Annotated in this window: 21 protein-coding genes and 3 pseudogenes; 9 read left to right on the top strand and 15 right to left on the bottom strand. The window is 66.6% G+C overall.

What is annotated here, in order from left to right:
• Window positions 1–57: 57 nt before the first annotated feature.
• From uvrB to FXF75_RS16935, 5 genes are all read right to left on the bottom strand, one after another.
• The gene (gene uvrB / locus FXF75_RS16955) at window positions 58–2,121 is read right to left on the bottom strand and encodes an excinuclease ABC subunit UvrB (RefSeq protein WP_163523038.1); all 2,064 of its coding nucleotides are present in this window, start codon (window positions 2,119–2,121) and stop codon (window positions 58–60) included.
• A gap of 105 nt (window positions 2,122–2,226) precedes the next feature.
• A complete protein-coding gene (locus tag FXF75_RS16950; RefSeq protein ID WP_163523037.1) occupies window positions 2,227–2,592 on the bottom strand; it encodes a hypothetical protein in 366 nt (121 codons plus the stop codon).
• Between the two features lie 130 nt (window positions 2,593–2,722).
• Entirely contained in the window at window positions 2,723–3,355 is a 633-nt protein-coding gene (locus FXF75_RS16945; RefSeq protein ID WP_163523252.1) for a rubrerythrin family protein, read from the bottom strand.
• A 345-nt stretch (window positions 3,356–3,700) separates the two neighbouring features.
• Window positions 3,701–4,213 (bottom strand): hypothetical protein, encoded by a 513-nt coding sequence (locus FXF75_RS16940; protein ID WP_163523036.1) that lies wholly within the window; start codon window positions 4,211–4,213, stop codon window positions 3,701–3,703.
• Between the two features lie 523 nt (window positions 4,214–4,736).
• Window positions 4,737–5,603 (bottom strand): sulfurtransferase, encoded by an 867-nt coding sequence (locus FXF75_RS16935; protein ID WP_163523035.1) that lies wholly within the window; start codon window positions 5,601–5,603, stop codon window positions 4,737–4,739.
• 253 nt (window positions 5,604–5,856) lie between these two features.
• Between FXF75_RS16935 and FXF75_RS16930 the strand changes: the two genes are divergently transcribed.
• On the top strand, window positions 5,857–6,639 hold the full coding sequence (locus FXF75_RS16930) for a sulfurtransferase (RefSeq protein WP_163523034.1): 783 nt from the start codon (window positions 5,857–5,859) through the stop codon (window positions 6,637–6,639).
• Window positions 6,640–6,820: 181 nt separating this feature from the next.
• Here the strand turns inward: FXF75_RS16930 and FXF75_RS16925 are convergent, their stop codons facing one another.
• Complete coding sequence (locus FXF75_RS16925) at window positions 6,821–7,825, bottom strand: AI-2E family transporter (protein WP_163523033.1); 1,005 nt, start codon at window positions 7,823–7,825, stop codon at window positions 6,821–6,823.
• Window positions 7,826–7,928: 103 nt separating this feature from the next.
• Here FXF75_RS16925 and FXF75_RS16920 point away from each other — a divergent pair, with 103 nt between their 5' ends.
• The 3 genes and pseudogenes from FXF75_RS16920 (at window position 7,929) to FXF75_RS16910 (ending at window position 12,138) form a co-directional block, all read left to right on the top strand.
• The gene (locus FXF75_RS16920; protein WP_163523032.1) at window positions 7,929–9,074 is read left to right on the top strand and encodes a thiamine ABC transporter substrate binding subunit; all 1,146 of its coding nucleotides are present in this window, start codon (window positions 7,929–7,931) and stop codon (window positions 9,072–9,074) included.
• A 223-nt stretch (window positions 9,075–9,297) separates the two neighbouring features.
• A pseudogene (locus FXF75_RS16915) lies at window positions 9,298–11,024 on the top strand (ABC transporter permease).
• Between the two features lie 61 nt (window positions 11,025–11,085).
• Complete coding sequence (locus FXF75_RS16910; protein WP_163523031.1) at window positions 11,086–12,138, top strand: ABC transporter ATP-binding protein; 1,053 nt, start codon at window positions 11,086–11,088, stop codon at window positions 12,136–12,138.
• 4 nt (window positions 12,139–12,142) lie between these two features.
• On the opposite strand, the gene FXF75_RS16905 is transcribed toward FXF75_RS16910, so the two are convergent.
• Together FXF75_RS16905 and FXF75_RS16900 are read right to left on the bottom strand one after the other, a co-directional pair.
• Window positions 12,143–12,373 (bottom strand): hypothetical protein, encoded by a 231-nt coding sequence (locus FXF75_RS16905; RefSeq protein ID WP_163523030.1) that lies wholly within the window; start codon window positions 12,371–12,373, stop codon window positions 12,143–12,145.
• Window positions 12,370–12,540 carry a hypothetical protein gene (locus FXF75_RS16900; protein WP_163523029.1) on the bottom strand — a complete coding sequence of 57 codons (171 nt, stop codon included), beginning with the start codon at window positions 12,538–12,540 and terminating at the stop codon, window positions 12,370–12,372. The genes FXF75_RS16905 and FXF75_RS16900 overlap by 4 nt, the downstream gene beginning before the upstream one ends.
• Before the next feature lie 170 nt (window positions 12,541–12,710).
• Here FXF75_RS16900 and FXF75_RS16895 point away from each other — a divergent pair, with 170 nt between their 5' ends.
• Window positions 12,711–13,523: a class I SAM-dependent methyltransferase gene (locus FXF75_RS16895; RefSeq protein ID WP_163523028.1), complete on the top strand. Its 813-nt coding sequence runs from the start codon at window positions 12,711–12,713 to the stop codon at window positions 13,521–13,523.
• A 25-nt stretch (window positions 13,524–13,548) separates the two neighbouring features.
• Here the strand turns inward: FXF75_RS16895 and FXF75_RS16890 are convergent, their stop codons facing one another.
• On the bottom strand, window positions 13,549–15,906 hold the full coding sequence (locus tag FXF75_RS16890; protein WP_309221853.1) for an ATP-dependent DNA helicase: 2,358 nt from the start codon (window positions 15,904–15,906) through the stop codon (window positions 13,549–13,551).
• A gap of 161 nt (window positions 15,907–16,067) precedes the next feature.
• On the opposite strand from FXF75_RS16890, the gene FXF75_RS16885 reads away from it, so the two are divergent.
• Entirely contained in the window at window positions 16,068–16,523 is a 456-nt protein-coding gene (locus tag FXF75_RS16885; protein WP_163523027.1) for a universal stress protein, read from the top strand.
• Between the two features lie 78 nt (window positions 16,524–16,601).
• Here FXF75_RS16885 and FXF75_RS16880 read toward each other — a convergent pair whose 3' ends face one another.
• The gene (locus FXF75_RS16880; protein ID WP_163523026.1) at window positions 16,602–17,123 is read right to left on the bottom strand and encodes a GNAT family N-acetyltransferase; all 522 of its coding nucleotides are present in this window, start codon (window positions 17,121–17,123) and stop codon (window positions 16,602–16,604) included.
• The gene (locus tag FXF75_RS16875; protein ID WP_163523025.1) at window positions 17,120–17,488 is read right to left on the bottom strand and encodes a universal stress protein; all 369 of its coding nucleotides are present in this window, start codon (window positions 17,486–17,488) and stop codon (window positions 17,120–17,122) included. The genes FXF75_RS16880 and FXF75_RS16875 overlap by 4 nt, the downstream gene beginning before the upstream one ends.
• A 105-nt stretch (window positions 17,489–17,593) precedes the next feature.
• Here FXF75_RS16875 and FXF75_RS16870 point away from each other — a divergent pair, with 105 nt between their 5' ends.
• A complete protein-coding gene (locus FXF75_RS16870; RefSeq protein ID WP_163523024.1) occupies window positions 17,594–18,433 on the top strand; it encodes a DUF5806 family protein in 840 nt (279 codons plus the stop codon).
• A 221-nt stretch (window positions 18,434–18,654) separates the two neighbouring features.
• Window positions 18,655–19,605 (top strand): FAD-dependent oxidoreductase, encoded by a 951-nt coding sequence (locus FXF75_RS16865; RefSeq protein WP_163523023.1) that lies wholly within the window; start codon window positions 18,655–18,657, stop codon window positions 19,603–19,605.
• Window positions 19,606–19,626: 21 nt separating this feature from the next.
• On the opposite strand, the gene FXF75_RS16860 is transcribed toward FXF75_RS16865, so the two are convergent.
• From FXF75_RS16860 to FXF75_RS16850, 3 genes are all read right to left on the bottom strand, one after another.
• Window positions 19,627–20,253: a hypothetical protein gene (locus FXF75_RS16860; protein WP_205427796.1), complete on the bottom strand. Its 627-nt coding sequence runs from the start codon at window positions 20,251–20,253 to the stop codon at window positions 19,627–19,629.
• Window positions 20,254–20,399: 146 nt separating this feature from the next.
• Window positions 20,400–20,846 carry a hypothetical protein gene (locus FXF75_RS16855; protein ID WP_163523022.1) on the bottom strand — a complete coding sequence of 149 codons (447 nt, stop codon included), beginning with the start codon at window positions 20,844–20,846 and terminating at the stop codon, window positions 20,400–20,402.
• 60 nt (window positions 20,847–20,906) lie between these two features.
• Window positions 20,907–21,311, bottom strand: coding sequence for a 30S ribosomal protein S6e (locus tag FXF75_RS16850; RefSeq protein ID WP_163523021.1), 405 nt, complete (start codon window positions 21,309–21,311; stop codon window positions 20,907–20,909).
• A gap of 161 nt (window positions 21,312–21,472) precedes the next feature.
• Between FXF75_RS16850 and FXF75_RS16845 the strand changes: the two are divergent.
• Window positions 21,473–22,167 (top strand): annotated as a pseudogene (locus FXF75_RS16845) (SOUL family heme-binding protein).
• Between the two features lie 19 nt (window positions 22,168–22,186).
• Here FXF75_RS16845 and FXF75_RS16840 read toward each other — a convergent pair.
• Window positions 22,187–22,836 (bottom strand): annotated as a pseudogene (locus FXF75_RS16840) (hypothetical protein); the annotation flags it as partial.

Raw genomic sequence — 22,836 nt, 5'->3', positions numbered from 1 at the left:
GCTGCCTCTCTTCGACAACTCCAAAACCAGTCTGACCGACGTTAGCCGGGAAAACTCTCAGAACCCGTCGGTCGGTTCCGGTACCCCGTCGCCCTCCACGTCCACGTCTACCTCGAACTCCTCGCGGAGTTCCCGGATGCGGTCGCGGATGTCCGCCGCCAACTCGAACTCCAGATTGTTCGCGGCTTCCTCCATGCGCTCCTCCAGTTGCTCGATTTTGCGCTCGGCCTCGTCGTCGGTCTCGGGTTCGCCGTCGGTGACGCCGGAGGTGTCGGTCTTGCTTCCCGGCAGGTTGGCGTCCGAGACCTCCTTCTCGATGGTCGTCGCCTCGAAGCCGTGTTCCTCGTTGTACTCCTGCTGGATGCGGCGGCGGCGCTGGGTCTCGCCGATGGCGGCCTCCATCGCGTCCGTGACCTCGTCGGCGTAGAGGACCACCTCGCCGTTGACGTTCCGGGCGGCCCGACCCATCGTCTGGACGAGCGAGGTCTCCGAGCGCAGGAACCCCTGCTGGTCGGCGTCGAGGATGGCCACGAGGCTGACCTCGGGGATGTCGAGGCCCTCGCGCAGGAGGTTGATGCCGACCAACACGTCGAACTCGCCGAGTCGGAGGCCCCGGACGAGTTCGTGGCGTTCGAGCGTGTCGGTCTCGTCGTGCATGTACTCGACCGCCACGCCCGCCTCCTCCAGATACTCCGTCAGGTCCTCGGCCATGCGCTTGGTCAGGGTCGTCACGAGGACGCGCTCGTCGTTCGCGGTCCGGTGTTCGATGCGGTCCATCAGGTCGTCTATCTGGCCCTCGGCGTCCGACACCTCCACCTTCGGGTCCACGAGGTGCGTGGGCCGAACGATTTGCTCGACTATCTGGTCGCTCTGCTCGCGCTCGTAGTCGGCGGGGGTCGCCGAGACGTAGAGGGTCTTGTCGGTCTTCTTCTCGAACTCCTCGAACGTGAGCGGCCGGTTGTCGTAGGCGGTCGGCAGGCGGAAGCCGTTCTCCACGAGGCTGTCCTTGCGCGACTTGTCGCCCGCGAACTGGCCCTTTATCTGGGGCACGGTCTGGTGGGACTCGTCGATGACCGTGAGGAAGTCGTCGGGGAAGTAGTCGAGCAGGGTGAACGGCGCGTCTCCGGGTTCGCGGTCCGAGAGGTAGACCGAGTAGTTCTCGATGCCCGAGCAGTAGCCGGCCTCCTTCATCATCTCCAAGTCGAAGGTCGTGCGCTCCTCGATGCGCTGGGCCGCGACGAGGTCGTTGTTCCGCTCGAAGTACCGGATGCGGTCGTCGAGGTCCGACTCGATTTCGGCGATGGCGTCGGCCATCGTCTGCTCCGGAATCGAGTAGTGCTCACCGGGGTGGACGAGGACCGCCGACTCCTGCGATTGGACCTCCCCTTCGAGGGGGTCCACTTTCATCATGCGGTCTATCTCGTCGCCCCACAACTCCACGCGCACGGCGTACCGGCCGTACATCGGGAAGATTTCGATGGTGTCGCCCCGAACCCGGAAGGTGCCCTGCGTGAAGTCCACGTCGTTGCGCTCGTAGTTCAGGTCCACGAGTCGCGCGAGGAGTTCGTCGCGGCCGATTTCGTCGCCCACTTCGAGGCGGAGGCTCATCTCCTCGTAGTTGCGCGGGTCGCCCAGCCCGTAGATGGCCGAGACGGAGGCCACCACGATGACGTCGTCGCGGGTCAGCAGCGACCGGGTCGCGGAGTGTCTGAGGCGGTCGATTTCCTCGTTGATGGAGGCGTCTTTCTCGATGTACTTGTCGGTCTGCTCGACGTAGGCCTCCGGTTGGTAGTAGTCGTAGTAGGAGACGAAGTACTCGACGGCGTTGTCCGGGAAGAGGTTGCGGAACTCCTCGTACAACTGCGCCGCCAGCGTCTTGTTGTGTGCGATGACCAGCGTGGGCTTCTGAATCTCCTCGACCACCCACGAAACGGTGTTGGTCTTCCCGGACCCCGTCACCCCCAGCAGCGTCTGCTTGTCCATGCCCGATTGGAACCCCTCGGCCAACTGCTCGATGGCGTCGGGTTGGTCGCCCGCGGGGTCGAAGGGGGCATCGACCCGGAAGTCGCTCTCGGCCTCGGGTCTGTCCGGCGAAAGCGGCCCGGAGTCGGCGTCGCTCATTGTAACGCGAGGTAGGGATTGAAGCTACTTTACCCTCTCGTCGCAACTTCGGGGGGTGACGTCCTGCGAGAGGACCGTTCACGCAGGGTTACCGAGAGACCGCCGTCACTCCCGCGCCCACTCCATCGCGTCGTCGAAACTCGACGTCGTCGTCGTCTCGACCCCATCTATCTCCTTGATGGAACTCGCGATGGCCATCTTCTTGATGCCCTCCGAGACCATCGCCCACTTCGTGATACCGTAGGTTTTGCCGACGCGTGCGGCCTCGGCCGCCTTCTCGTACACGCCCTCGTGTAACGCGTCGTCCATCTGGACGAACGAGATGTGCGACGTCACGCCGTCTCTCGCGGCAAGTTCTTCGAAGCGTTCGTTGACCTTTGCGAACTCCTCCTCGTCCGCTGGCATCCCTTCGGGAAACTTCGCGACCAAGACGTTCTCTTGGGTGTATAGCTCCCAGTCTGAACCTGTCACGTTACGACCGAGACGCGGGTATCCTGATTAAGTCTCGTATTCCGGCACGTTTCTCTAGTAAATCGGGCGCCGAACGGGAAAATGTCAAAGTATTGCTAGAGTAAATCGGACGCTGACCGATAGGAGTGCGTCAACAGACCGGTTTCGGATTCACGCCCATCCCTTCCAACGTCTCGGTGTACTCCTCGTAGGCGACCTGAATCGCGCCGTTGGCGGCCTCTAGCGCGGCGTCACGGTCCTCGTCGCTCTCGCAGACCGACTCCAGAAGCTCCCTTCCGTGCTCCAGTTGCCCGTCTAAGTCGTCGCCCAAATCGCGGAACAGTTGGGCGGTCTGGGGGTCGGCCTGCCCGACGAAGAACCCGACCATCTGCTCTTTGGACTTCTCGCTGGCGAGCGTCCGCCCCAAGAACCCACCGACGCGGCCGGGGTCGCCCTCGACGCCGCGGAGGTACTCGTGAATCGCGGGCACCTCGCTCGGTTCGTGGTCCTCGTCGAGTTTCGCCACGACCTGCTCGTAGTGGTCGCGCTCTTGCTCGGCGAACTCCTCGAAGGCGTCGCGAACTCGCTGGTCGCTCTCCTCGTCGTCGGCCCACTGCTGGAACGTCTCGCTGGCGGCGTACTCGGCCTCCGCGGCGGCGCGGAACACGGTCTCCGGTTCCATCTCGCCCTCGGTCTCGGCGTAGAGCGACTTCGAGGACCCGAGCCGCGAGAGCGCAGTCTCGTTCTCGTCACGAACGGTGTCGAGGAACTCGTCGGCGTTCATGTCCGGGTCTACGGACACCAGTCGCTTGTAAGTAGCGTCTGCGGCGAAACGTCGGAGCGGTCGAGGAGTACGTCCTGCTCCGCGGACGATGGAAGGGAATGGTAGAAGCCGGGCGTGTCGCCCATCTGGCAGATGTCGCGTAAATTCCTTCGTCCTTGGCCCGAACACGTGCGGGAGTAGAAACGCCGCGCCGAGAGTCGCCGGGCCGAGGCCGGAAACAGGCCACCCGCCGTCGCGAACTCGACTTTCAGGGGAAGTTCGACGGTGTGACCCGTCGAGAGCGTTCGCTCGGTCTCGCCTCCGGCGCGCTCCCTGTCTGCGACTCGGGACTTGCGGACGCCGACGCTACGACCTGCCCTTCGACTGTTCGTACGCTTCCCCGAGCCAGTCCGGCTGTTCCACCGTCACGTTGCCACCTACTTCGACCCGATACTGTCGGCGAACGCTCACCGTCTCGTTCCCCTTCGACAGGGTGTATCGGTGGGTGATTCGATGAATGAGACCTCGCTCGTCGATTACCGCCGTACTGGTGAAGTTTGTCGCGTCTACCGGGAACCACGTGTAGTTCTCTTGGTGGAATCGGTACTCGATGAACGTTCGGCCGTCCCGGCGGTAGGCTTCTGCTTCCGTGTAGTTCACCGTCCGAAGGAGTTCTGTCGCGGAAGTCGGCAAGATGGAAACGGTGTCGTTGGCCCACGTGTTTTTCCGGTGCCACTCTCGGTGGCTCGCGTCGTCGAAACCGGCCTCCTTCCGAGGTTTGACGATGTACAACGGGGACGTCCCGCTCATGTCCTGTTTCCGAAACACGGTCGTTTCGTTGACGAAGAGGGCGGGCGCGGTCCCGTCTCCTCGTTCCATCCGAACTCTGAGCCGTCTCGTATCGAGATTGCTCTCCGTGACCGAACGAATGACGGTAGTGTTTCCGCCTCGGTCCCTTCGAATCTCGAACGTCGCTTCGTAGTTCTTGTCGGCGAGAAAGTCGTCGTGATTGTTGACGACTGTCTGCCGATTTTCGATTCCGGATTCGTTCGTCCCTTCCGGGAAACTCACCTTCTCGAGCGGGACTGACGTTCTCGAATCGGTGGTTCCGCTCAGCGAACCCGCACATCCTGAGAGAACGAGTATGCCGAACAAACAGACTGCTAATACCGTTCTTCGCATCGTATCGTGTCGATTCCCAGTCCTTGTTTATATGTATTTATACGCAGGTTATTAGCGGGTCAATTTTCGCCGAGGTTCACGAACAGGAACGGTCCGGAACCGACGAAAAGGCGACTACAGTACTGTCGAATCTCCGGTGCGTCTAAAGAAATCCATTTGGTATTGAGCGGTCGGAGCAGATGAACCGCCAGCGGCACGTCTTTTGTCCCGAAACCCGACCTTATTCTCCGCTACCGGTCTCGATGGGGGCGTCCACGAGGTTCCCCCACTCGGTCCACGACCCGTCGTAGTTGACGGTGTCGTCGTAGCCGAGCAGTTCGTGGAGCGCGAACCACGCGACCGAGGAGCGCTCGCCGATGCGGCAGTAGGCGACGGTGGTGCCCTCGCCGTCGATGCCCTCCTCGCTGTAGAGGTCCGCGAGTTCGTCGCGGGTCTTGAACGTGCCGTCCTCGTTGGTGACCGCGGCCCACGAGATGTTCTTCGCGCCGGGGATGTGGCCGCCGCGCTGGGCGGTCTCTTGGAGTCCCGGCGGGGCGAGGACCTCGCCGCTGTACTCCTCGGGCGACCGGACGTCCACGAGCGGGACGCCGCGGTCGATGGCCTTCTCGACGTCGTCGCGGTACGCGCGGATGGACTCGCGGGGGCCACCGGCGTCGTAGCTCTGTTCGGAGAACTCCGGCACCTCGTCGGTGGTCGGGTAGTCGTTGTCGAGCCAGTACTCGCGGCCGCCGTCGAGGAGGCGCACGTCGTCGTGGCCGTAGTACTTGAACTGCCAGTAGGCGTAGGCCGCGAACCAGTTCGAGTTATCGCCGTAGAGGACGACCGTCGAGTCCTCGGTGATGCCGTGGCTCCCGAGCAGGTCCTCGAAGTCGCCCTTCTCGAGGATGTCGCGCTGGGTCTGGTCCTGCAGTTGGGTCTCCCAGTTGAAGCCGATAGCGCCCGGTGCGTGGTCCTCGTCGTAGGCTTCGGTGTCTACGTCGACTTCCACGAGTCGGTACTCGGGGTCGTCGCTCTGGAACTCGTCGAGGTGATTCTCCACCCAGTCGGCGGAGACGAGAACGTCGTTTGCGTACTCGGTGTCGCTCATTACGTCTAGACGTAGACGCCCTCACGTTATATCCTCTTTACTAACGGTAGGTAACGCCTTCTGTCGGCCCTACCGGAAACTGTTGCCGGTTGTCTCTCCTGTCCGAGAAGTATCCCCGAACTGATACAGTCCCGGGCGCGAACGCTCCGAACCGCCGCGTCCGGAACCCGCAATTCCTTCCGGTACCTGTGAGTTCGGGCGAGAGACGACCGAACCCGGGCGCATTTACTCCCCGCACGTCTACGTCCCGGGCATGAACGAGAACGTCGTAGTGAGCGCCGAGTGGCTCGCGGACCACCTCGACGACGTGACGGTGGTGGACGTGCGCGACGGGTGGGAGTACGACGGCATCGGCCACGTCCCCGGCGCGGTCAGCATCCCCTTCGACGAGTTCCGGAGCGACACCGACGAGAGCGAGGGGATGTTGCCCGGCGCGGACGCGTGGGCTGACCTGCTGGGCGCGGCAGGCATCACCGCCGACGATACCATCGTCGCCTACGACGACACCCACGGCGTGTTCGCCGCGCGGTTCCTCGTGACCGCGGAACTGTACGGACACACCGACCTCCGACTGCTCGACGGCGACTTCAGTTCGTGGATGCGCGAGTACGAGACGAGCAGCGAACCACCCGCGGTCGAACCCGCCGACTACGAGGTTCGGGACCCGACCGACTCGCCGCTCGTGGACCACGAGGACGTCGAGGCGGCCATCGAGGACCCGGACAGCGTTATCGTGGACACCCGCGACGACTGGGAGTACGAGGAGGGCCACGTCCCCGGCGCGGTCAACCTCGACTGGAAGGAACTCGTAGACGACGAGACCCGTGGGCTGAAACCCCGTGACGAACTGGCGGAGATTCTGGCCGCCCACGGCATCACGCCGGACAAGCGGGTGGTCCTCTACTGCAACACCGCCCGGCGAATCAGCCACACCTACGTCGTCCTCTCGTCGCTGGGCTACGATGACGTGGGGTTCTACGAGGGGAGTTTGACCGAGTGGGAGACGGTCGGCGGACCCATCGAGACGGGGTCGTGAAGCGTCGGCGGTGTCGAGGTAGTCACCTCCGAGTTGCGGAGCGTTCCGCGCGGTGGGATACCCCGCTTCCATCCGCCGTGACCCGAACGCGGCGATACCGGGGAAGCCATCTACTACTCGAATCTGGCGGACTGCGACAGCGGAGAACTCCCCTCGACGAACTCTCCCACTTCGGCGTGTCCTACTCGGTCTGCGCGCGGTCGTACCCGTTGACCTCGGCGGCGAGCAACTCGGTGGCCTCAGCGAGGAGCGCGACCACCAGCGGTCCCGCGATGAACCCGATTGGACCGACACTGAGCAGACCGCCGGTGAATCCGATGAAGTAGAGACTCCCCGGGAGGTTGGCCGTCTGGCGCGCCAGACGCGTCCGGATGACCGCGTCGGGGAGCCATCCGACGACGACCCCGCCGAGGACGAGGACCAGCGCCGCCCCGACCACGTCGTTGGCGGTCAGGCGGTAAACTGCCAGCAGGACGACCAGAAACGACGGGCCGACGATGGGCAGGAACTGGAGGAACCCCGCCACGAGCGCGAGCGTGAAGACGAATTCGTAACCCAGCACGTAGAACACCGGAAGCGCGACGAGGAAGGTGCCCACGGCGGTCGCGGCCTGCAGTACGTAGATGGCCGAGAGCGTCTCTCGGGTGCGCTCGTGTAGCGCGGCCACGACGTCCCTGTAGGCGTGGGGAATCGGCGCGAGCAGGGCACGACGCGCCTCTCGACGCCGTACCAGCAGTGCGAACACCAACAGCGCGAACAGCGTCCCCTTGAGGGCCAGCACCGGAGCGAGTCGCGCCAGTGCTATCACTCCGGCCCCGAGGTACGTGCGGGCGAGTTCCGTCAGGACCCCGGCGTCGATGGTGTACGCCGCGCCGAGTAGTTCGACGGTGAAACTCTCGGGGAGTCCGACGAGGAATCGGAGCAGGTCGTCTCGTCGCCGGTAGACCAGAAAGCCGAACGACGCGAAGAACAGGAGGACGCCGACGAACGCGACGACCGTCGAGGCGGCGCTGGCCCACCACGACGGCATCCCTCGCTCGACGAAACGCTGGTGAAGCGGTACGAGGACGTACGCCACCGTAACGGCGAAGAAGACGGTGCCGAGAACGTCGAACAGCACTGCGGCAGAGAGCAGGCCCAGCAGCACGAGGACACCTGCTAACACCCATTGTCGCCGAGCGGACATACTCCGCACGTCGAACCCCCATGTCAAAGTCTTTCGGCTATCGACCGCGCGCCCTCGGCGCGGATGACGCCAATTAAGTATCACCGGCTGTAACCACCCGGTAATGAAACGACGCACGGTGCTGAAGAGCGGCGCGACGACGACGCTTCTCGGTCTCGCCGGATGCGTGGGTGGCGGCGAGAGCGAGCAGGCGACGACCACCACGGAGACGGAGACCCAGACGACTACCGAGGAGACGACCGCCGAGACCACGACGCAGGACAGTCTGAGCGGGACGCTGAAGGTCGCGACCTACAGTTCGTTCGTGGACGCGCCGAGTTCCTCGCCGGGCGCGTGGCTCAAGAACACCTTCGAGGAGCGCCACCCCGACGTGACCGTCGAGTGGGAGACGCCCGAGAACGAACTCAACCACTACATCCAGCAGGCCTCACAGGGCGTCGATATCGACACCGACGTGTACGTCGGACTCAACGTGGACCACCTCATCCGCATCGACGAGAAACTCGGCCAGAAGCGTCTGTTCGAACCGGTGGCCGACGGTCTCTCGCACTACGGCCACGTGAAGGAGGGTCTCAAGTTCGACCCCGAGAACCGGGCGATTCCCTACGACACGGGATACATCAGTCTCGTCTACAACGGCAACGAGATACAGAAACCCCCCGAGACGTTTCAGGACCTGCTGAAGGACCGCTATCAGGGCGACCTCATCGTCCAGAACGCCAAGACCGCCGCCACGGGCCGGGCGTTCCTCCTGTGGACGGTCAACACCATCGGCGAGGACCAGTACCTCGACTACTGGAAGAAACTCGACGACAACGGCATCACGATTCTGGGGTCGTGGAGCGACGCCTACACCGCCTACGAGAACGGCGAGGCTCCGATGGTGGTCTCGTACTCGACCGACCAAGTGTACGCGAACCGGCAGGACAAGGACCTGTCGAAGCATCAGGTCGGCTTCCTGAACAATCAGGGGTACGCCAACCCCGAAGGGATGGCGAAGTTCGCGGACACCGACAACCCGGAACTCGCCGAAGCGTTCATGAACTTCCTGCTCTCGAAGCAGGCCCAGAAGAAAATAGCGCAACTCAACGTCCAGTTCCCCGCGACCGACTGGGCACCGCTCAGCGACGAGTTCGAGAAGTACGCCAAGGTGCCCGAGAACCCCGTCACCTTCACCTACGAGGAACTGCAGGGGAACGTGGACCAGTGGGTGGACGAGTGGGCGCGCCAGATAGCGGGCGGGTCGTAAGCGGCGCGTGACCCGAGGCGACGGACCCGGAGACGGGGTCGGCGGGAACACATCCGGAGATGAGGTCGGCGGGGACACGACTTCAGACGGAAGTCGTCGGGTGCTCACCGACGGGCGCGGCGACGCCGCCGAGCGCGCCGACCCCTCCGGAACGCCCCGCTCCGGCGAACCGCGCGCACCGACGCGGCGCGGTGGGTCTGCCCGATGGTTCGAACGCCACGCCATCGGTCTCCTCGGAGTCGCGACTGCCGTCGTTCTCGCGGTCGTCTTCTACTACCCGGTCCTCACGGTGTTCGCCGACGCGGTTCGGGTCGCGGCGAGTGGACCCCCGACGTGGTCGCCGACGTGCTGACCGACCCGTTCTACTTCGGCGCGCTCGCCCCGGTTTTCGCCGGGGAGTTCGGCGACGTGGCGTCGGTCGCCGCCGACTCGCCCCTCGGCCTGTTCGGGTTCACCGCGTATCAGGCGCTCCTCTCGACGATTGCGAGCGTCCTGCTCGGCCTGCCCGGTGCCTACGTCCTCTCGCGCTACGAGTTCCCCGGCAGGCGGACGCTCCGGTCGCTGACCATCCTCCCGTTCGTGATGCCCTCCATCATGGTCGCCATCGGTTTCGTCGCCTTCTTCGGCACGAACGGCCCGCTGAACGACCTGCTCGCGGCGCTCGGGGTCGGCCGCGTGAACCTGCTGTTCACGCTCGAAGCCATCGTGGTCGCCCACGCCTTCTACAACGCGCCGCTGGTCGCCCGCGTCACGACGGCGGCGTGGGAGAGCGTGGACGCCCGGATGGTCGAGACCGCTCGGTCGCTCGGCGCGAACCCGTGGCGCGCGTTCCGGGACGTGCTGGCACCCCAACTCCTGCCCGCGGTTCTGACGGGCGCGCTCCTGACGTTCGTCTTCACGTTCATGTCGTTCCCCATCGTGCTGGCGCTCGGCGGGTTCCGACTCGCCACGGTCGAGGTGTGGGTCTACTCGCTTGTGCAGGAGTTGGAGTACGCGGAGGCCGCGACGCTCGCGGTGGCCGAGACCGTCGTCTCGCTCGCGCTGACCTACGGCTACCTCCGGTACGAGGCGCGCCAGTCGGGCGGCGGCCGGGCCGCGAACCCGCCGCCCCGCAAGCGACTCCTCCCCGAGTCGCCCTCGGCGCTCGCCGCGCTCGAACGCGCAGGCGTCGTCACCTACGCGCTCGTGGTCGCCGTGGTGTTCGTCGGTCCGATAGCGACCATGGTGACCGAGAGCCTGACCGGACCCAACGGCGTCACCCTCCAGTACTACCAGTTCCTCGTCCAGCGACAGGTCGAAGGGGCGTCGTTTCAGACCAAGCCCGGCGTCGCGGTCCGCAACTCCCTCCTGTTCGGCGTCGCCGCCCTGCTGGTCGCGCTCCCGATGGGCGTCACCGTCTCGGTCCTCACCTCGCGGGGCGGCGAGCGCGGCAGACTCGCGGACGCCGCGGCGATGGCCCCGCTCGCGGTCAGCGGCGTCGTCGTCGGTCTCGGCATGCTCCGGGGACTAGTCTTCGGGGTCGAACTGTTCGGTCACCGCCTGCAGGTCACGGGACCGGTCGCCATCGTCGCGGCCCACGCCGTCGCGGCCTACCCCTTCGTGGTCCGGAACGTCTCGCCCCTGCTGGCGGGGGTGGACCGCTCGGTCGTGGAGTCGGCGCGGGCGCTCGGCGCGACCCGCGTCCGGGCGTTGCTCGACGTGGAACTCCCGCTCGTGGCGTCGGGCGTCGCGGCCGGGGCCGCCTTCGCCTTCGCCATCAGCATCGGCGAGTTCGATTCGACGGTGATTTTGGCCACCGGAAGCAGTAGCTACACGATGCCAGTCGCCGTCGAGCGCTATATCGGCAACCGCACGCTCGGTCCCGCGACCGCGATGGGGACGGTCCTGCTGGTCGTCACCAGCCTCAGTTTCGTCGTCGTGGACCGACTCGGTGGGAGGTGGGAGGCGTGAGGGACGAACGCCTCCCGAGGCGAGGCGGCGCAAGCCACGAACGCCGCCGGAGGTGGGAGGCGTGAGTGACCTGCGGTTGGACGGCATCTCGAAGTCGTTCGACGGTGTGACCGCCCTGCGGGACGTGAGCCTCGACGTGGACGACGGCGAGTTCTTCACGCTCGTCGGTCCCTCGGGGTGCGGGAAGACGACCACACTCAGAGCCATCGCCGGGTTCGAGTCGCCGGACTCGGGGACGGTTCGATTCGGCGGTCGGGAGATGACCGGGGTTCCCCCGGAGGACCGCGACGTGGGCATCGTCTTCCAGAACTACGCGCTGTTCTCGCACATGACCGTGGGCGAGAACGTCGGCTACGGCCTACGATTCCGGGACCCGCCCGGCGGTCAGTCGAAGGCGGCCCGCGTGGCCGACCTGCTCGAACTGGTGGACCTACCGGGCTTCGAGGACCGCGCTCCGGGCGAACTCTCGGGCGGACAGCGCCAGCGCGTCGCGCTGGCGCGGGCGCTCGCGCCCGGCCCGGACGTGCTCCTGCTCGACGAACCCATGAGCGCGCTCGACGCCAGACTCCGCCAGACCCTCCGGACGCAGGTCAAGGCCATCCAGTCCGAGTTGGGGATTACGACCGTCTACGTCACCCACGACCAAGAGGAGGCCCTCGCGGTGAGCGACAGGGTGGCGGTGATGAGCGACGGCCGCGTCGAGCAGGTCGGTCGGCCGGAGGACGTGTACCGCCGCCCGAACACCCGGTTCGTCGCGGAGTTCCTCGGCGAGAACAACGTCTTCGCGGGCGAGGCCGACGACGGGGCGGTCCGCGTCGGCGGGACCTCCTTCCACCTCGCCCTCGACGCCCCGGACGGGAGCGAGGTCGTCTTCTGCGTCCGCCCGGAGCATCTGGTCCGCGACGCCAATCGAAACGCCTTCGAGGCGAGCGTGGAGACGGTGGAGTTCCTCGGCGAGTCGTTCCGCGTGCATCTGGAGTGGCAGGGCCGGGACGTGACCCTCCGGATGGCCGAGCGACCCGAGACCGAACGCCTGTTGGTCGGGTTCGCCCCCGAGGACGCGCACGTCGTGTCCGGTGGCGGGCGGGAGCGCGAGGTCGTCGAGGAGCGGTGACGGACTACGACTCGCGAGGGAAGCAGTTCGTGCAGTCGTCGTAGAAGACCGTCTGGCGGGGCGTGAGTTTCCGCCACTCGGCGTCGTCCCGGTGGAGGAACGCCCGACACGCAGGTTCGTCGCCGGTCTCGTCCGGTCGGTGGCGCTTCTTCGTGGTCGGCGACGGACTGACGACGTAGTACTCCGCGGTGCGTTCGGGCGCGTCGCTCTCCGCCGCGTCGCGTTCCGCGCTCATCGCCAGTCCTCCAGTTCGACGGTACTCGCCGGTGCGGCGTTTATCCACTCGTGGCTCTCGTCGGGGTTGTAGAGGACGAGTTCCGGGTTCCCGTCGCTGTTGGTACGCTCGTACGACTCGATTCGGACGGCCGCTTCGTCGGCGGGTGGGGTGGCTGGTTGTTTCATTTAATTGCCTCCCGTTGGGTGATACAGGATAGTCGCCTGACGGGGTTAAACGCGAGCCATGGGCGCGGTGAAAGTGAAAGTGGACGAGGTGGCCGAGGGCGCGGTAGCGGTGCGACGCGAGAACCGTCATCGAGCGACGCTTTCTCCGAGCGCGGTCACGAAGGCGAACTATGAGCGACGACGATTCGACCTCTCGGTTCGACGGGACCGAGGAGTACTACGCCGAGTATCGCCCCGACTACGGCGAGCGCGTCGTCCGGTACCTCGAAGACCGATTCGAGTTAGACGAGTCCGCCAGCGTCCTCGACCTCGGGTGTGGGACGGGCCAGCTCGCTATCCCCCTCGCGGCCCGCGTCGGCGAGGTGGTCGGGATGGACCCGAACGAGGAGATGCTTCGAGAGGCCCGCCGGAAGGCCAGAGAGGCCGGGGTGGAGAACGTCGAGTGGGTCGTCGGGTCCGACGCCGACCTGCGCGAGGGCCTCTGGAGCGACCTCGGGACCGTCCGACTCACGACGATGGGCCGGTCGTTCCACTGGATGCAGCAGGGCGCGACCCTCGACTGCGTCCATCGGATGACCGAACCGGGCGGCGGCGTAGCCACTGTCGCCGACACCGAGTGGCTCACGAGGGGAGTGGAGGATTGGGAGGCGGCGGCGTACGACGTCGCCGACGAGTACCTCGACGACCTGCCTGAGCGAACCGGTCCGGTCGAGGAGTATGACGACCCGTGGGACGAACTGCTCGAAGCCCGCGGGTTCGCCGACGTGGAGGTCCGAACGCTCCGGGTCGAGCGCGAGTGGACGATAGACGAAGCCGTGGGCTACGTCTTCTCGCTGTCGTTCTGCTCGCCGGAGCGGTTCGGCGACGAGAAGGACGCGTTCGAGGCCGACCTCCGCGAGCGTCTGCGCGAACGCCGCGACGAACGTGACGACAGGACGTTCTCGCAGACCGCTGAAATCGACGTGACCTCGGGGCGGGCGTAGTCGGAGCGCTCCCGACCGAGAACACCTACTCCTGCCCGCGCCAGAACCGCTCCAGTCCGAGCGACAGCATGTCGGGACTCACGGGCTGGAACTCCTCGCGCTCGGTCTCGGGGAAGTACTTCCGGACGCTGTCCCACGAGTCGCGGGCGTAGCGCGAGTCCACGAGGACGCGAACGCCGACCTCCTCCGGGCCGCGAATCACCCGGCCGAGCGCCTGCCGGGCCTTCCTGACGGCGGGGACCGTGAGCGCGTACTCGAAGCCGTCGCCGAACGCGCGGTCGTAGGCCGTGCGAACCGCCTTGGTCCGGGGGCTGGCGGTGTTGATGATGGGGACTCCGCAGACCACCGCGGCGCTGAGTTTGTCGCCCTCGTAATCGACGCCCTCGGTGAGCGTCCCCCGGAGACTCGTCACGAGGACCTTGCCGTCGCCCCCGAAGAACTCGGCCTTGAGGTCCTCGGTCACGTCGTCGTCGGTGCTCGCGTCGAGCAGGACCGCTTTCTCGACGCGCGAGTTCTCCCGGAGGGTCTCGGCGGCCCACTCGGCCTCGGCGTAGTTGGGCATCCCGACGAGGACGTTGCCCGGCGTCTCGGTCGCCACCTCGCGGAGCGCGTCGGCGTACATCCGCCGGGCTTGGGTCTCTTCTCCCGGTGCCCCTCGATTGTCGTAGGTGAACTTCGGGGCGTCCACCGCGAAGCTCTCGCGGTTCTCCTCGGGGAAGTTCAGCCCGTAGGTCCGCTCGACGACCGGACGACCTTCCTCGCCCGCCATATGATTCAGGCCCGTCACCTCCTCGAACACGTCGATGGGTTCGAGGGTCGCGCTCATCAGGACGCCGCCGCCGAACTCCGCGAGCTGCTCGCCGATGGCGTCGCTGGGCACGCAGTTCTGCATGGCGAGGCTGGCGTTGTACGCCCGCCGCCACGAGGTGTCGGGTTCCTTCTCGTTCCACGTCCGTTCGAGTTCTATCTCCCGGAAGTAGCGCTCGTGGTCGTTGCGGTACCACTCGCCGAGAACCCTGCCCGCGGCGGGGGCGGCGCGCTCCTTCTCCTCGTCCTCGGCCTCGTTCAGGATGCGCGCGACCACTGCGCCCACGGCTTCGGCCTTGACCCAGACGCCGTCGTGGTGGCCCGCCGACTCGGCCCACTCCGAAATTTCGTCGGGTTGGGGCTCCGTAGGGTCGCGCAGGGGAATCTCGTCGTCGGGCAGGTCGTGGAGGTTCGACTTCCAGCCCCGGTGCTCGCGTTCGAGGTGGGCCGTGACCCGGCGGTCCAGTTCCTCGCGGAGGTCCCGGAAGAAGTCGCGGGTCGCCTCGATGTCCGACAGCGACACGTCGCTGTCTTCGAGTTCGCCCCGGACGAGGTCGGCGTCGGCGGTCGTGTGGGTCTCCTTGTCGCCGTCGAACTTGAGCGGCTGAACGACCCGCGTGAGTTCCGACTCGGCGTCCCGCAGCGTCTTGTCGCCCACCGCGTCGCTCACGAGGTCCCGGACGCGGGGTTCGAGCATGTGGGCCTCGTCGCAGACGACGAAGGTGGAGTCGTCCAGCAGCGCGCCCGTGAATCCGCCGGTCGTTACGGGGTCGAATGCGTGGTAGTAATTCCCAACGACCACCTCCGCGTGGCCCAGTATCGCGCCCATCATCGAGTGAGGGCAGGTGCCGTGCTGGACCGAGAGCGAGACCAACTCCTCGGTGTCGATGTGTCCCATCCCGTCGAAGTCGAAGGGGACGGCCTCCACGGGGTCGCCGTCCTCGGGCACGTCTTCGAGGAACTGGGCGTAGAACGGGCAGTACTCCACGTCGTCGTACTCGGGCATCTCCGGCGGGTAGGGCGTCGGTTCACCCGCCGTTTCGAGGTACGACGCCGCGGCCCGGCCCTGCGCGCCGGAGTCGGCCAGTCCGGTCTGCTGGCTCTGGGCGCGCGAGACGAGGTTCTCCGCGGTGGTCGAGCCACCCTCCCCGGTTATCGCGCGGGTGTCCTCCCGGAGCGACTCGCACCGCTCGTAGACGTTGCCGTCGTCGATGCCGCCCGCGTTCTCGCGGTTGTAGGGGCAAACGTCGGCCTTCCCGACGAGGGTGAGTCCGGTCACGGGGTCCCAGTCGGTCGGCAGGTTCGAGTTGATGGTCCGGAGGTCCGTCTCGAACTGCCGGAGTTGCTGCTTGACGCTGGTGAGGACGACCACGCGCTCGTAGTCGCTGTCGGGGTCGCGGACGAGGTGGATGCCCGCGGTCAGCGCCAGCATGGTCTTGCCAGTTCCGCAGGCACCCTCCACGACCGTGAACCCGCCCTCCCCGGCGGTGTCGATGGCCGTCTCGATGCCGTCCACCTGCTCGTCGTAGGGTTCCGGGTGACCGAACACGTCGAGCCACGAATCGCTGGACGTCACTGGGGCGAGGTTGGTCGTCTTCGGGTTTGAACGTTTGGAATCGCGGAATCGAAGCGCCGACGCGGCCGGCCGGAACGCGCGTCGGTTCCGGGGAAACCGAGTCGCTCCTCGGCCGCGTTGCGAAGCGAGGATTTTTGCCGGGCGGCCTCACACGTACGCACATGACCGAACCGCCGCTCGAAGTCGATAGCGTCCTCGTCCCAGTCGACGGGAGCGACGAGTCGGCCGACGCCGTCGAGTACGCCGTCGCCATCGCCGAACAGTACGGCGCTTCGGTCCACGCGATGTACGTCCTCGGCGAGGAACTCGTCCGGAGCATCGAGAGCGGAGCGGTCGCCGAGGAGGACGTCGTCTCGGAGACCGAGACGTTTCTGGACCGAGTGCGGGACCTCGCGGCGGACTCCGACGTGAGCGTCTCCACTTCGAACGCGTACGGGTTCTCGACCGTCAGAAAGACCCAGCATCCCGGAAGCGCGGTCCTCGACACCGCCGAGGACATCGACGCGGACTTCCTCGTCATCCCCCGCGAACCCCTCAGCGGTGAACCCGGCGAAGTGCTGGAGAAGGCCGCCGAGTACGTCCTGCTGTACGCGAGCCAGCCCGTGCTGTCGGTGTGAACTGTTCTACCGCGAGTGAACGAACGTGAGCGAGCGGACTGAGAGGACTGGAACGAGCAGCGCGAGCGAGAGACCGTCTTACAACCGCAGCACCATCTCCAACTCGAAGCTCTCGGTGCCGTGGGTCTCGAACCCGACCGACTCGTAGAGGTTGACGGCGGCGTGGTTCCAGCGTTCGACCGTCAGCCAGACCTGCTCCACGCCGTTGGCCTGTCCGTGACCCAACAGCGCTCGGATGAGTCTCGACCCGGTGCCAGCGCGCTGGTACTCCTGATGCACGAAGATGGCGAGTTCGTAGGACTCCTCGTCGGGGACCAGCGTGGCGTGGCCGACCGCTCGGTCGTCGTGCCACGCGACGACGTTCAGGCCCTCCAGCAGGTTCTCGAACCAGTCGCGGACCTGCGACTCGGTGGCCGGCGGGATGCCCTGCGCGCGGTCCGCGGGGTCGAAGTCGGTGTACATCTCCACGAGGGCCTCGAAGTCCCCGTCCTCGTACGGTCGAATCTCTATCTCGCGGTCCTCCTTGTCGGTGAACGACACCGGCGGTTCCCGGAAGGAGTCGGCCTCCCCGTCGGGGTACTCGCGGTCGTCGCGAGTCATCGTACCAGTTTGACGCTGACCGGGGAGTTCAGCAGGACGAACTCCGAGATGTGGCCCAGCTGTATCTTCCCCATCGGACTGCGCTGGCCGCCGCCGAGGACAATCTGGTCGAACCCTTCGCGTTCGGCGAGGTCCACGAGTTGGCTTCCGGGGTCGCCCGAGAGGTGCCGGACCCCGGCGGTGAACTCGGCGGATTCCAGCGCCTCGAACACCGCCGACTCGATGTCTTCGGTATCGCGGTCGCTCTCGGGGTTTTCGAGGATGACTACCGTCAGGTCGTCGCCCGTGGCCTTCGCGCGCTCTATGGTCTCGTCGAGCGCGCGGAGGGAGTCTTCGCTGCCGCCGATGCCGAGTAAGACGTTCATACCTGCCCCAACCGGCCCCGGCGTCAAAACAGTTGTGTGGACGCTACAGTGTGTGAACAACCGCCAGACGACACGCTTTTCCACCTCCACTCGTAACCCCGATTCATGGCAGACGACCAACCGCGTCCGACCGAAAACGACAACCAGGACGCCCGCGGTGAAACGCCTCGCACCCCGGAAACCGACAGCGAGGTCCGACGGTCCGACGACGATTCTTCCGCGACCGACTCGGAGACCGAACCGGCCGACGCCGCGACCGACGACGCTGAGACCGCCGACGCCGAGCAGGAGCGCGACGACCCCGACACCGACGCCGTGACCGACGAGTCCGAGACCACTCGGCCCGAGCAGGAGCGCGACGAGTCCGCCGAGACGCCGTCCGCGGACGTCCCCGCCGACGTCCAGAAGTACGCGAGGTTCCAGAAGATGGACGGCGCGCAGTACGACCGGGTCAACGAGTTCCTGCGCGACCGGACGTACATCACCGCCCGCGAGTGGGCCATCGCCCGCCTCTGCGCCGACTTCCGGACCGAGACCGGCGTCGAGATGACCAAAATCGGCGAGAACCTGCCGGAACTCGTCCCGTTCATGACCGACACCTACACCCCGCAGGCGGTCAATCAGGCCCGGTCCTCGTTCGAGGACAAGGTGCGGCAGGCCGGTGCGACGTTCCTCTACGGCGCGATGTCGGGATTCTTCACGGCCGAGGAACTCGACGACATGATGTACGAAGTGACCGAAGTCGCCAAGTTCCTGCTCGAAGTCGAGGGCGTGGACCTCTCGGTCGAGGAGGAACTAGAGGCCGAAGACCGCATCTCCGACGTGATGCGCGAAGTCCGGTCGGCCAGCGAGGAACTCCGTCACGACGAACTAGCGTGCCCGAACTGCGGCCACGAGATGGAGGCCAAAGACGACGCCGACGCGAGCGCGCAGGCCGACGACTGAGCGCCGCCGAACCTGTGAACGGGAGTGACCCAACTCCTCTTGGCGACGCTCTCTCGACGGTATTCTCCCGCTGAGCGATTGCTTCCGTTCGTCCGCACTCGGGACCGTTACTGACGAACCTGATAGCGGAGCGGCCGCCGTGTCGAGACCGCGAAGCGCAGACGCGCCGATTTTTAGGCCGACCAAAATATCTAAGTGGTTCTTCGGCCCACCTACATCGTATGACAGATTCCGTAGGCTCAGACGCGGACTTCGAGTACGACGTGGCCATCGTCGGCGGCGGCCCGACCGGTTGCTCCGCGGGCGTGTTCACGGCGCGGTACGGACTCGACACGGTCCTCTTCGACCGCGGTCGGTCGTCCATCGCCAGTTGCGCGCATCTGGAGAACTACCTCGGATTCCCAGCGGGTATCGACGTCGAGACGCTGTACGCGCTGATGCACGACCACGTCCGGGAGGTCGGTTGCACTCTCGTCTCCGAACGCGTCACGACCGTCGGTCGCGTCGATTCGGACGCCGCTGGCTTTCGCGTCGAGACGGCGGAAGGACGCGACATGACGGCGCGTCGAGTCGTCGCCGCGACGAAGTACGACGGCGAGTACCTCCGCGGTCTGGACGACGACGCCGCGCTGTTCGAGAAGGACGAACACCACGGCGAGGAGCGCGAACGGTTCGCCCGCGACTACCCGGACGACGACGGGCGGACGCCCGTCCCGAACCTCTACGTCGCCGGGGTACTCGCGGACCGCACCGACCAAGCGATTATCGCCGCCGGCCACGGGGCGGCGGTCGGCCAGAACGTCATCAGGGACGTCCGCCGAGAGCGGGGATACTGGGACGAGGCGCTCGAACCGTACGACTGGCGGCGTCGGGCCGCCGAACTCGACGCCGAGTGGGACGACCGAGACCGGTGGGTGGAGTGGTTCCACGACCACCGAGTCCCCGACGACCTCGACCGCGACGAGGCGACGGTGGAACGCGTCCGCGAGGAGGTCATCGACCGCTCGCTGGAGACGTACCTCGACTCCGACGAGATAGCGACCCGCCGAGCGCGCGGCCAGCGGCGACTCGCCGAGCATCTGGACGACGACGCGCTCCTCGCCGCACTCGACGACGAGGTAATCCGTCGGCGCGCAGAACAGTTATCGGAGCCTTCGACCGCGGAAAACTGAACGCGGGTCGCTGCCGGAGCGTCACTGCTCGACGGCGTCGTCGCCCTCGCCCGTCGGCGGTCCGAAGTTCCCGGGTTCGTCGTGGGTGAACTCGATTTGCTCGTTCGTCAGCGTCCGAACGTAGGTCCGCATCTCTCCGGCGGTCCGGGCGGCCGCGAGCATCCCCTGCGCGTTCTGGGCGTCGTAGTAGGCCGGATAGAGGACGGCCGTCTCCGCGTCGGAGTCCTCCATGGCGACCACGAACAACACGAGTCCGTCTCCCGTCGCTTGAAACACCTCGTAGGCGTCGAAGGTCACCTCGTCTTCGAGCAGCGTTTCGAGTTCCCCGAACTCGTCGTCCGGGACCAGCACGTCGATACCGAACCGCTCGTCGTCCTCGTCTGGCACGAGCGCGGTCACGTCGCCGGGGTGGAGTTGCAGGGTGTCCCACCCGTCGCTCTCGTACTCTCCGGCAGTCGCCTCCATGTCCGCGAGGATGTCGTCCCAGAACTCCGCCGCGCGGAGGTGCGTGCCGGGAACGTCGCCCGTCTGCTCGAACGCCGCGGCCGGGTCCTCCTCGGCGAGTGCTTCGAGTTCCTCGTCGGTCAGGTCCTCGGAAACCGGCCCGTCGTCCTCCAACTCCGCGTGGTCCTCGGCGTCGTCGCTCATGGTTTCACACGGGACGTTACGGGCTAAAAGTCTTGGTACTCGGTGTCGGGACGAGGATACGGGACGGAGTACGCAGGAGAATCAGAATCAGTGAGAATCCGGCGTGTCTCGTCGGTCGCCGCTTCTCCTCGCCCAACGCTCCTCGCTCATCCGTCGAGTTGCTCTGCGATGTCGCTCAGACTCTCGTCGGGCGACTCGGTGGCCTCGTAGAACGTTCGCTCGCCGGGTTCGCGCAGGCCGTACTTGAATCCGGGTTCGATGACGTCCACGAGGACGGACTGGCCGAACTCGACGCCGGTCCCCTCGGCCCACGTCGAGAGGTGGTTCTCGCCGTCTTCGGGGTTGCGCGCGAGGGTCGGCGACTCGTAGAGACCGCGAATCTCGCGGCCGTCGTCGGTCAGCGGCGACTCGATGTGGGCGCGGTACTCGGTGTCGTCGGCGACGACGCGGACGAGTTCGCCGTCCGGAAATCGGTCGTCGGCGGCGTGCTCCGCGGGAATCTCGACTTTCGGGCGGTCGAGTCCGCCGCTTCGGACGAGCGTCGCGCGGACTGTCGTCAGCGAGGAGTGGTCGCTGGAGATGCGGTCGGCCATAGCAAGTGCTGACTGAGAATTTGAGCGTGAGAGAGAAAACCGCTACGGTCGAACTGCGCTCTACTCGTCGTCTTCCTCGTCGCCGCCTTCGCCGAAGAGGTCCTCGACGGACTCGTCGCCGCGCTCGGTGATTTTGACGTTGAGCTGGGCCGTCGCGTCGCTGGCTTCCGCGCCGCGGACGGTCACGCGCTTGCGCTCGCCGTCGCGCTTGGGTTCGTAGCCGACGCCGCCGTCGAGGAGGACTTCCTTGAGGTCCGGACCCGCGACGTCGCCGCGCATCGGACGACCCGCGTCGTCGGAGCCGCCGGTAATCTCGACCGTGTAGCCGTCGAGACCGACCGCGCCGCCGTCGACTTCCTCGCCGATGGATTTGCCGAGGAATCGGTTCGCGTCCTGTCCGTCCACGTCGCGCTGGTAGGTCGCCCCGGAGTCGGGGTCCGCGACGACGACCTGAAAGTCTGCCATACGGGTCAGAAAGAGGACGCTACCTAAAAATACGTCGAAGTGCCACGGGTCCGTCCCCGGGCCGGACGCGGAGGGCGTCGGGCGACTCGGCGCGTAGATTTCGCTTCGGTCGGCGTGAACTCGTCGCGCGAACTTTTCACCCTCTCGGTCGTACCCGACGTATGCGCACCAGAACCAAGGCGCTGCTGGCGGGCGCCGGCGGACTCCTCGCCGCGTGGGTCGGTTGGGGAGCCTACGTCGTCGCACGACCGAGCGCGTGCCCGCCGAGACCATCGACACGTTCGACGGCGTGGAACTCCGTCGATACCCCCGGACGGTCCTCGTGGAGACGACGGCCGACGACCAGTCCACCGCCTTCGGTCGCCTCTTCCGGTACATCTCCGGCGAGAACGCGGCCGACGAGGAACTCTCGATGACCGCGCCCGTGGCGACCGACGCGGCGGGCACCGACGTGCCGACGACGGCCCCGGTCCGCACCGCGCTGACCGGCGGCGAGAACGTGCCGATGACCGCGCCGGTCCGCACGTCCGCCGGGTCGGACGGGCCGGACGGCGGCGTCACCATGGCGTTCTACCTCCCGGCCGAGTACACGCCCGGGAGCGCGCCGACGCCCACCGACCCCCGTGTCCGACTCGTGGTCGAACCGCCCCGAACGCTCGCGGTCCGGCGGTTCTCGTGGTACGCGACCGACGACCGCGTCGAGCGGAACCTCCGGGAGATGCGCGACGCGCTCGACGGCCGCGAGGTCGAACCCCACGGCGCCGTGGTCTTCCAGTACGACGACCCGTGGACCCCGCCGTTCATGCGCCGCAACGAGGTCGCGGTCGAGGTGGAACTCGGCGAGGAGCGCCAGTGAGTCCGCGGGCGACCGACGCTCAGAAACTGTCCAGACTGGCGTTGACGCGATACCGCTCGCTCTCGTCTGCCTCGCCGCCTTCGGGACTCACTTTCCTGACCCACGCGGTGTACCTGTCGGGCAGGTCGTCCAACTCCACGCGAATCTTGAGGACGGTCGCCTCGCGGGCCTTCGCCCGCATGGCCTCGCGCTGACTCCGCTCGAACGACCCGTCCCCGGCCTTGACCTCGCACCAGTACTCGGTGAGGACCGGCCGGCCGGGACCCGTCCGGACGACCGCGCGGCAGTCGGGTTCCCACCGCCGGTCCGACCGGACCGACACCGGGTCGGGGTCGGTGTCGAGTTCGACCCGCAGGTCCTCGGCGTCGAATTCGCTCTCGGCGAGGTCGGCGTCTACCTGCGCGAAGTGGGTCAACAGCGGCGGGTTCACCGCGGGCGTGCAGACGAGCGCCTCGCCGAGCGCACCGTATTGGTTGGCCTCGGTGTCGAACGTCAGTCCCTCGGTCGGCGACCCCTCCGGGGTCCGCGTCCGGCGCTCCGGCCACGCGACCAGATAGCCGTCCACGTCGTCGGGGTCCTGCGGCGCGGCCCGCTGGACCTTGACCGGCGAGTCGCCGTCGTCCGAGAGTTCTCTGGCCCGGCGGTGGGCGTCGGTCTCGGAGTCGAACG

This window comes from Halorussus sp. MSC15.2 (genome assembly GCF_010747475.1).
In the GTDB taxonomy this organism is placed as follows: domain Archaea; phylum Halobacteriota; class Halobacteria; order Halobacteriales; family Haladaptataceae; genus Halorussus.
The sequence above is the reverse complement of the archived record's forward strand: the minus strand, read 5'-3'. Positions and strand labels throughout refer to the sequence as shown.

Excerpts from the sequence above, each read along its gene's own strand:
- uvrB (WP_163523038.1), bottom strand. The coding sequence starts at position 2,121 with ATGAGCGACGCCGACTCCGGGCCGCTTTCGCCGGACAGACCCGAGGCC.
- FXF75_RS16945 (WP_163523252.1), bottom strand. The coding sequence starts at position 3,355 with ATGAACGCCGACGAGTTCCTCGACACCGTTCGTGACGAGAACGAGACT.
- FXF75_RS16940 (WP_163523036.1), bottom strand. The coding sequence starts at position 4,213 with ATGGAACGAGGAGACGGGACCGCGCCCGCCCTCTTCGTCAACGAAACG.
- FXF75_RS16935 (WP_163523035.1), bottom strand. The coding sequence starts at position 5,603 with ATGAGCGACACCGAGTACGCAAACGACGTTCTCGTCTCCGCCGACTGG.
- FXF75_RS16930 (WP_163523034.1), top strand. The coding sequence starts at position 5,857 with ATGAACGAGAACGTCGTAGTGAGCGCCGAGTGGCTCGCGGACCACCTC.
- FXF75_RS16925 (WP_163523033.1), bottom strand. The coding sequence starts at position 7,825 with ATGTCCGCTCGGCGACAATGGGTGTTAGCAGGTGTCCTCGTGCTGCTG.
- FXF75_RS16920 (WP_163523032.1), top strand. The coding sequence starts at position 7,929 with ATGAAACGACGCACGGTGCTGAAGAGCGGCGCGACGACGACGCTTCTC.
- FXF75_RS16905 (WP_163523030.1), bottom strand. The coding sequence starts at position 12,373 with ATGAGCGCGGAACGCGACGCGGCGGAGAGCGACGCGCCCGAACGCACC.
- FXF75_RS16900 (WP_163523029.1), bottom strand. The coding sequence starts at position 12,540 with ATGAAACAACCAGCCACCCCACCCGCCGACGAAGCGGCCGTCCGAATC.
- FXF75_RS16895 (WP_163523028.1), top strand. The coding sequence starts at position 12,711 with ATGAGCGACGACGATTCGACCTCTCGGTTCGACGGGACCGAGGAGTAC.
- FXF75_RS16885 (WP_163523027.1), top strand. The coding sequence starts at position 16,068 with ATGACCGAACCGCCGCTCGAAGTCGATAGCGTCCTCGTCCCAGTCGAC.
- FXF75_RS16880 (WP_163523026.1), bottom strand. The coding sequence starts at position 17,123 with ATGACTCGCGACGACCGCGAGTACCCCGACGGGGAGGCCGACTCCTTC.
- FXF75_RS16875 (WP_163523025.1), bottom strand. The coding sequence starts at position 17,488 with ATGAACGTCTTACTCGGCATCGGCGGCAGCGAAGACTCCCTCCGCGCG.
- FXF75_RS16870 (WP_163523024.1), top strand. The coding sequence starts at position 17,594 with ATGGCAGACGACCAACCGCGTCCGACCGAAAACGACAACCAGGACGCC.
- FXF75_RS16865 (WP_163523023.1), top strand. The coding sequence starts at position 18,655 with ATGACAGATTCCGTAGGCTCAGACGCGGACTTCGAGTACGACGTGGCC.
- FXF75_RS16860 (WP_205427796.1), bottom strand. The coding sequence starts at position 20,253 with ATGAGCGACGACGCCGAGGACCACGCGGAGTTGGAGGACGACGGGCCG.
- FXF75_RS16855 (WP_163523022.1), bottom strand. The coding sequence starts at position 20,846 with ATGGCCGACCGCATCTCCAGCGACCACTCCTCGCTGACGACAGTCCGC.
- FXF75_RS16850 (WP_163523021.1), bottom strand. The coding sequence starts at position 21,311 with ATGGCAGACTTTCAGGTCGTCGTCGCGGACCCCGACTCCGGGGCGACC.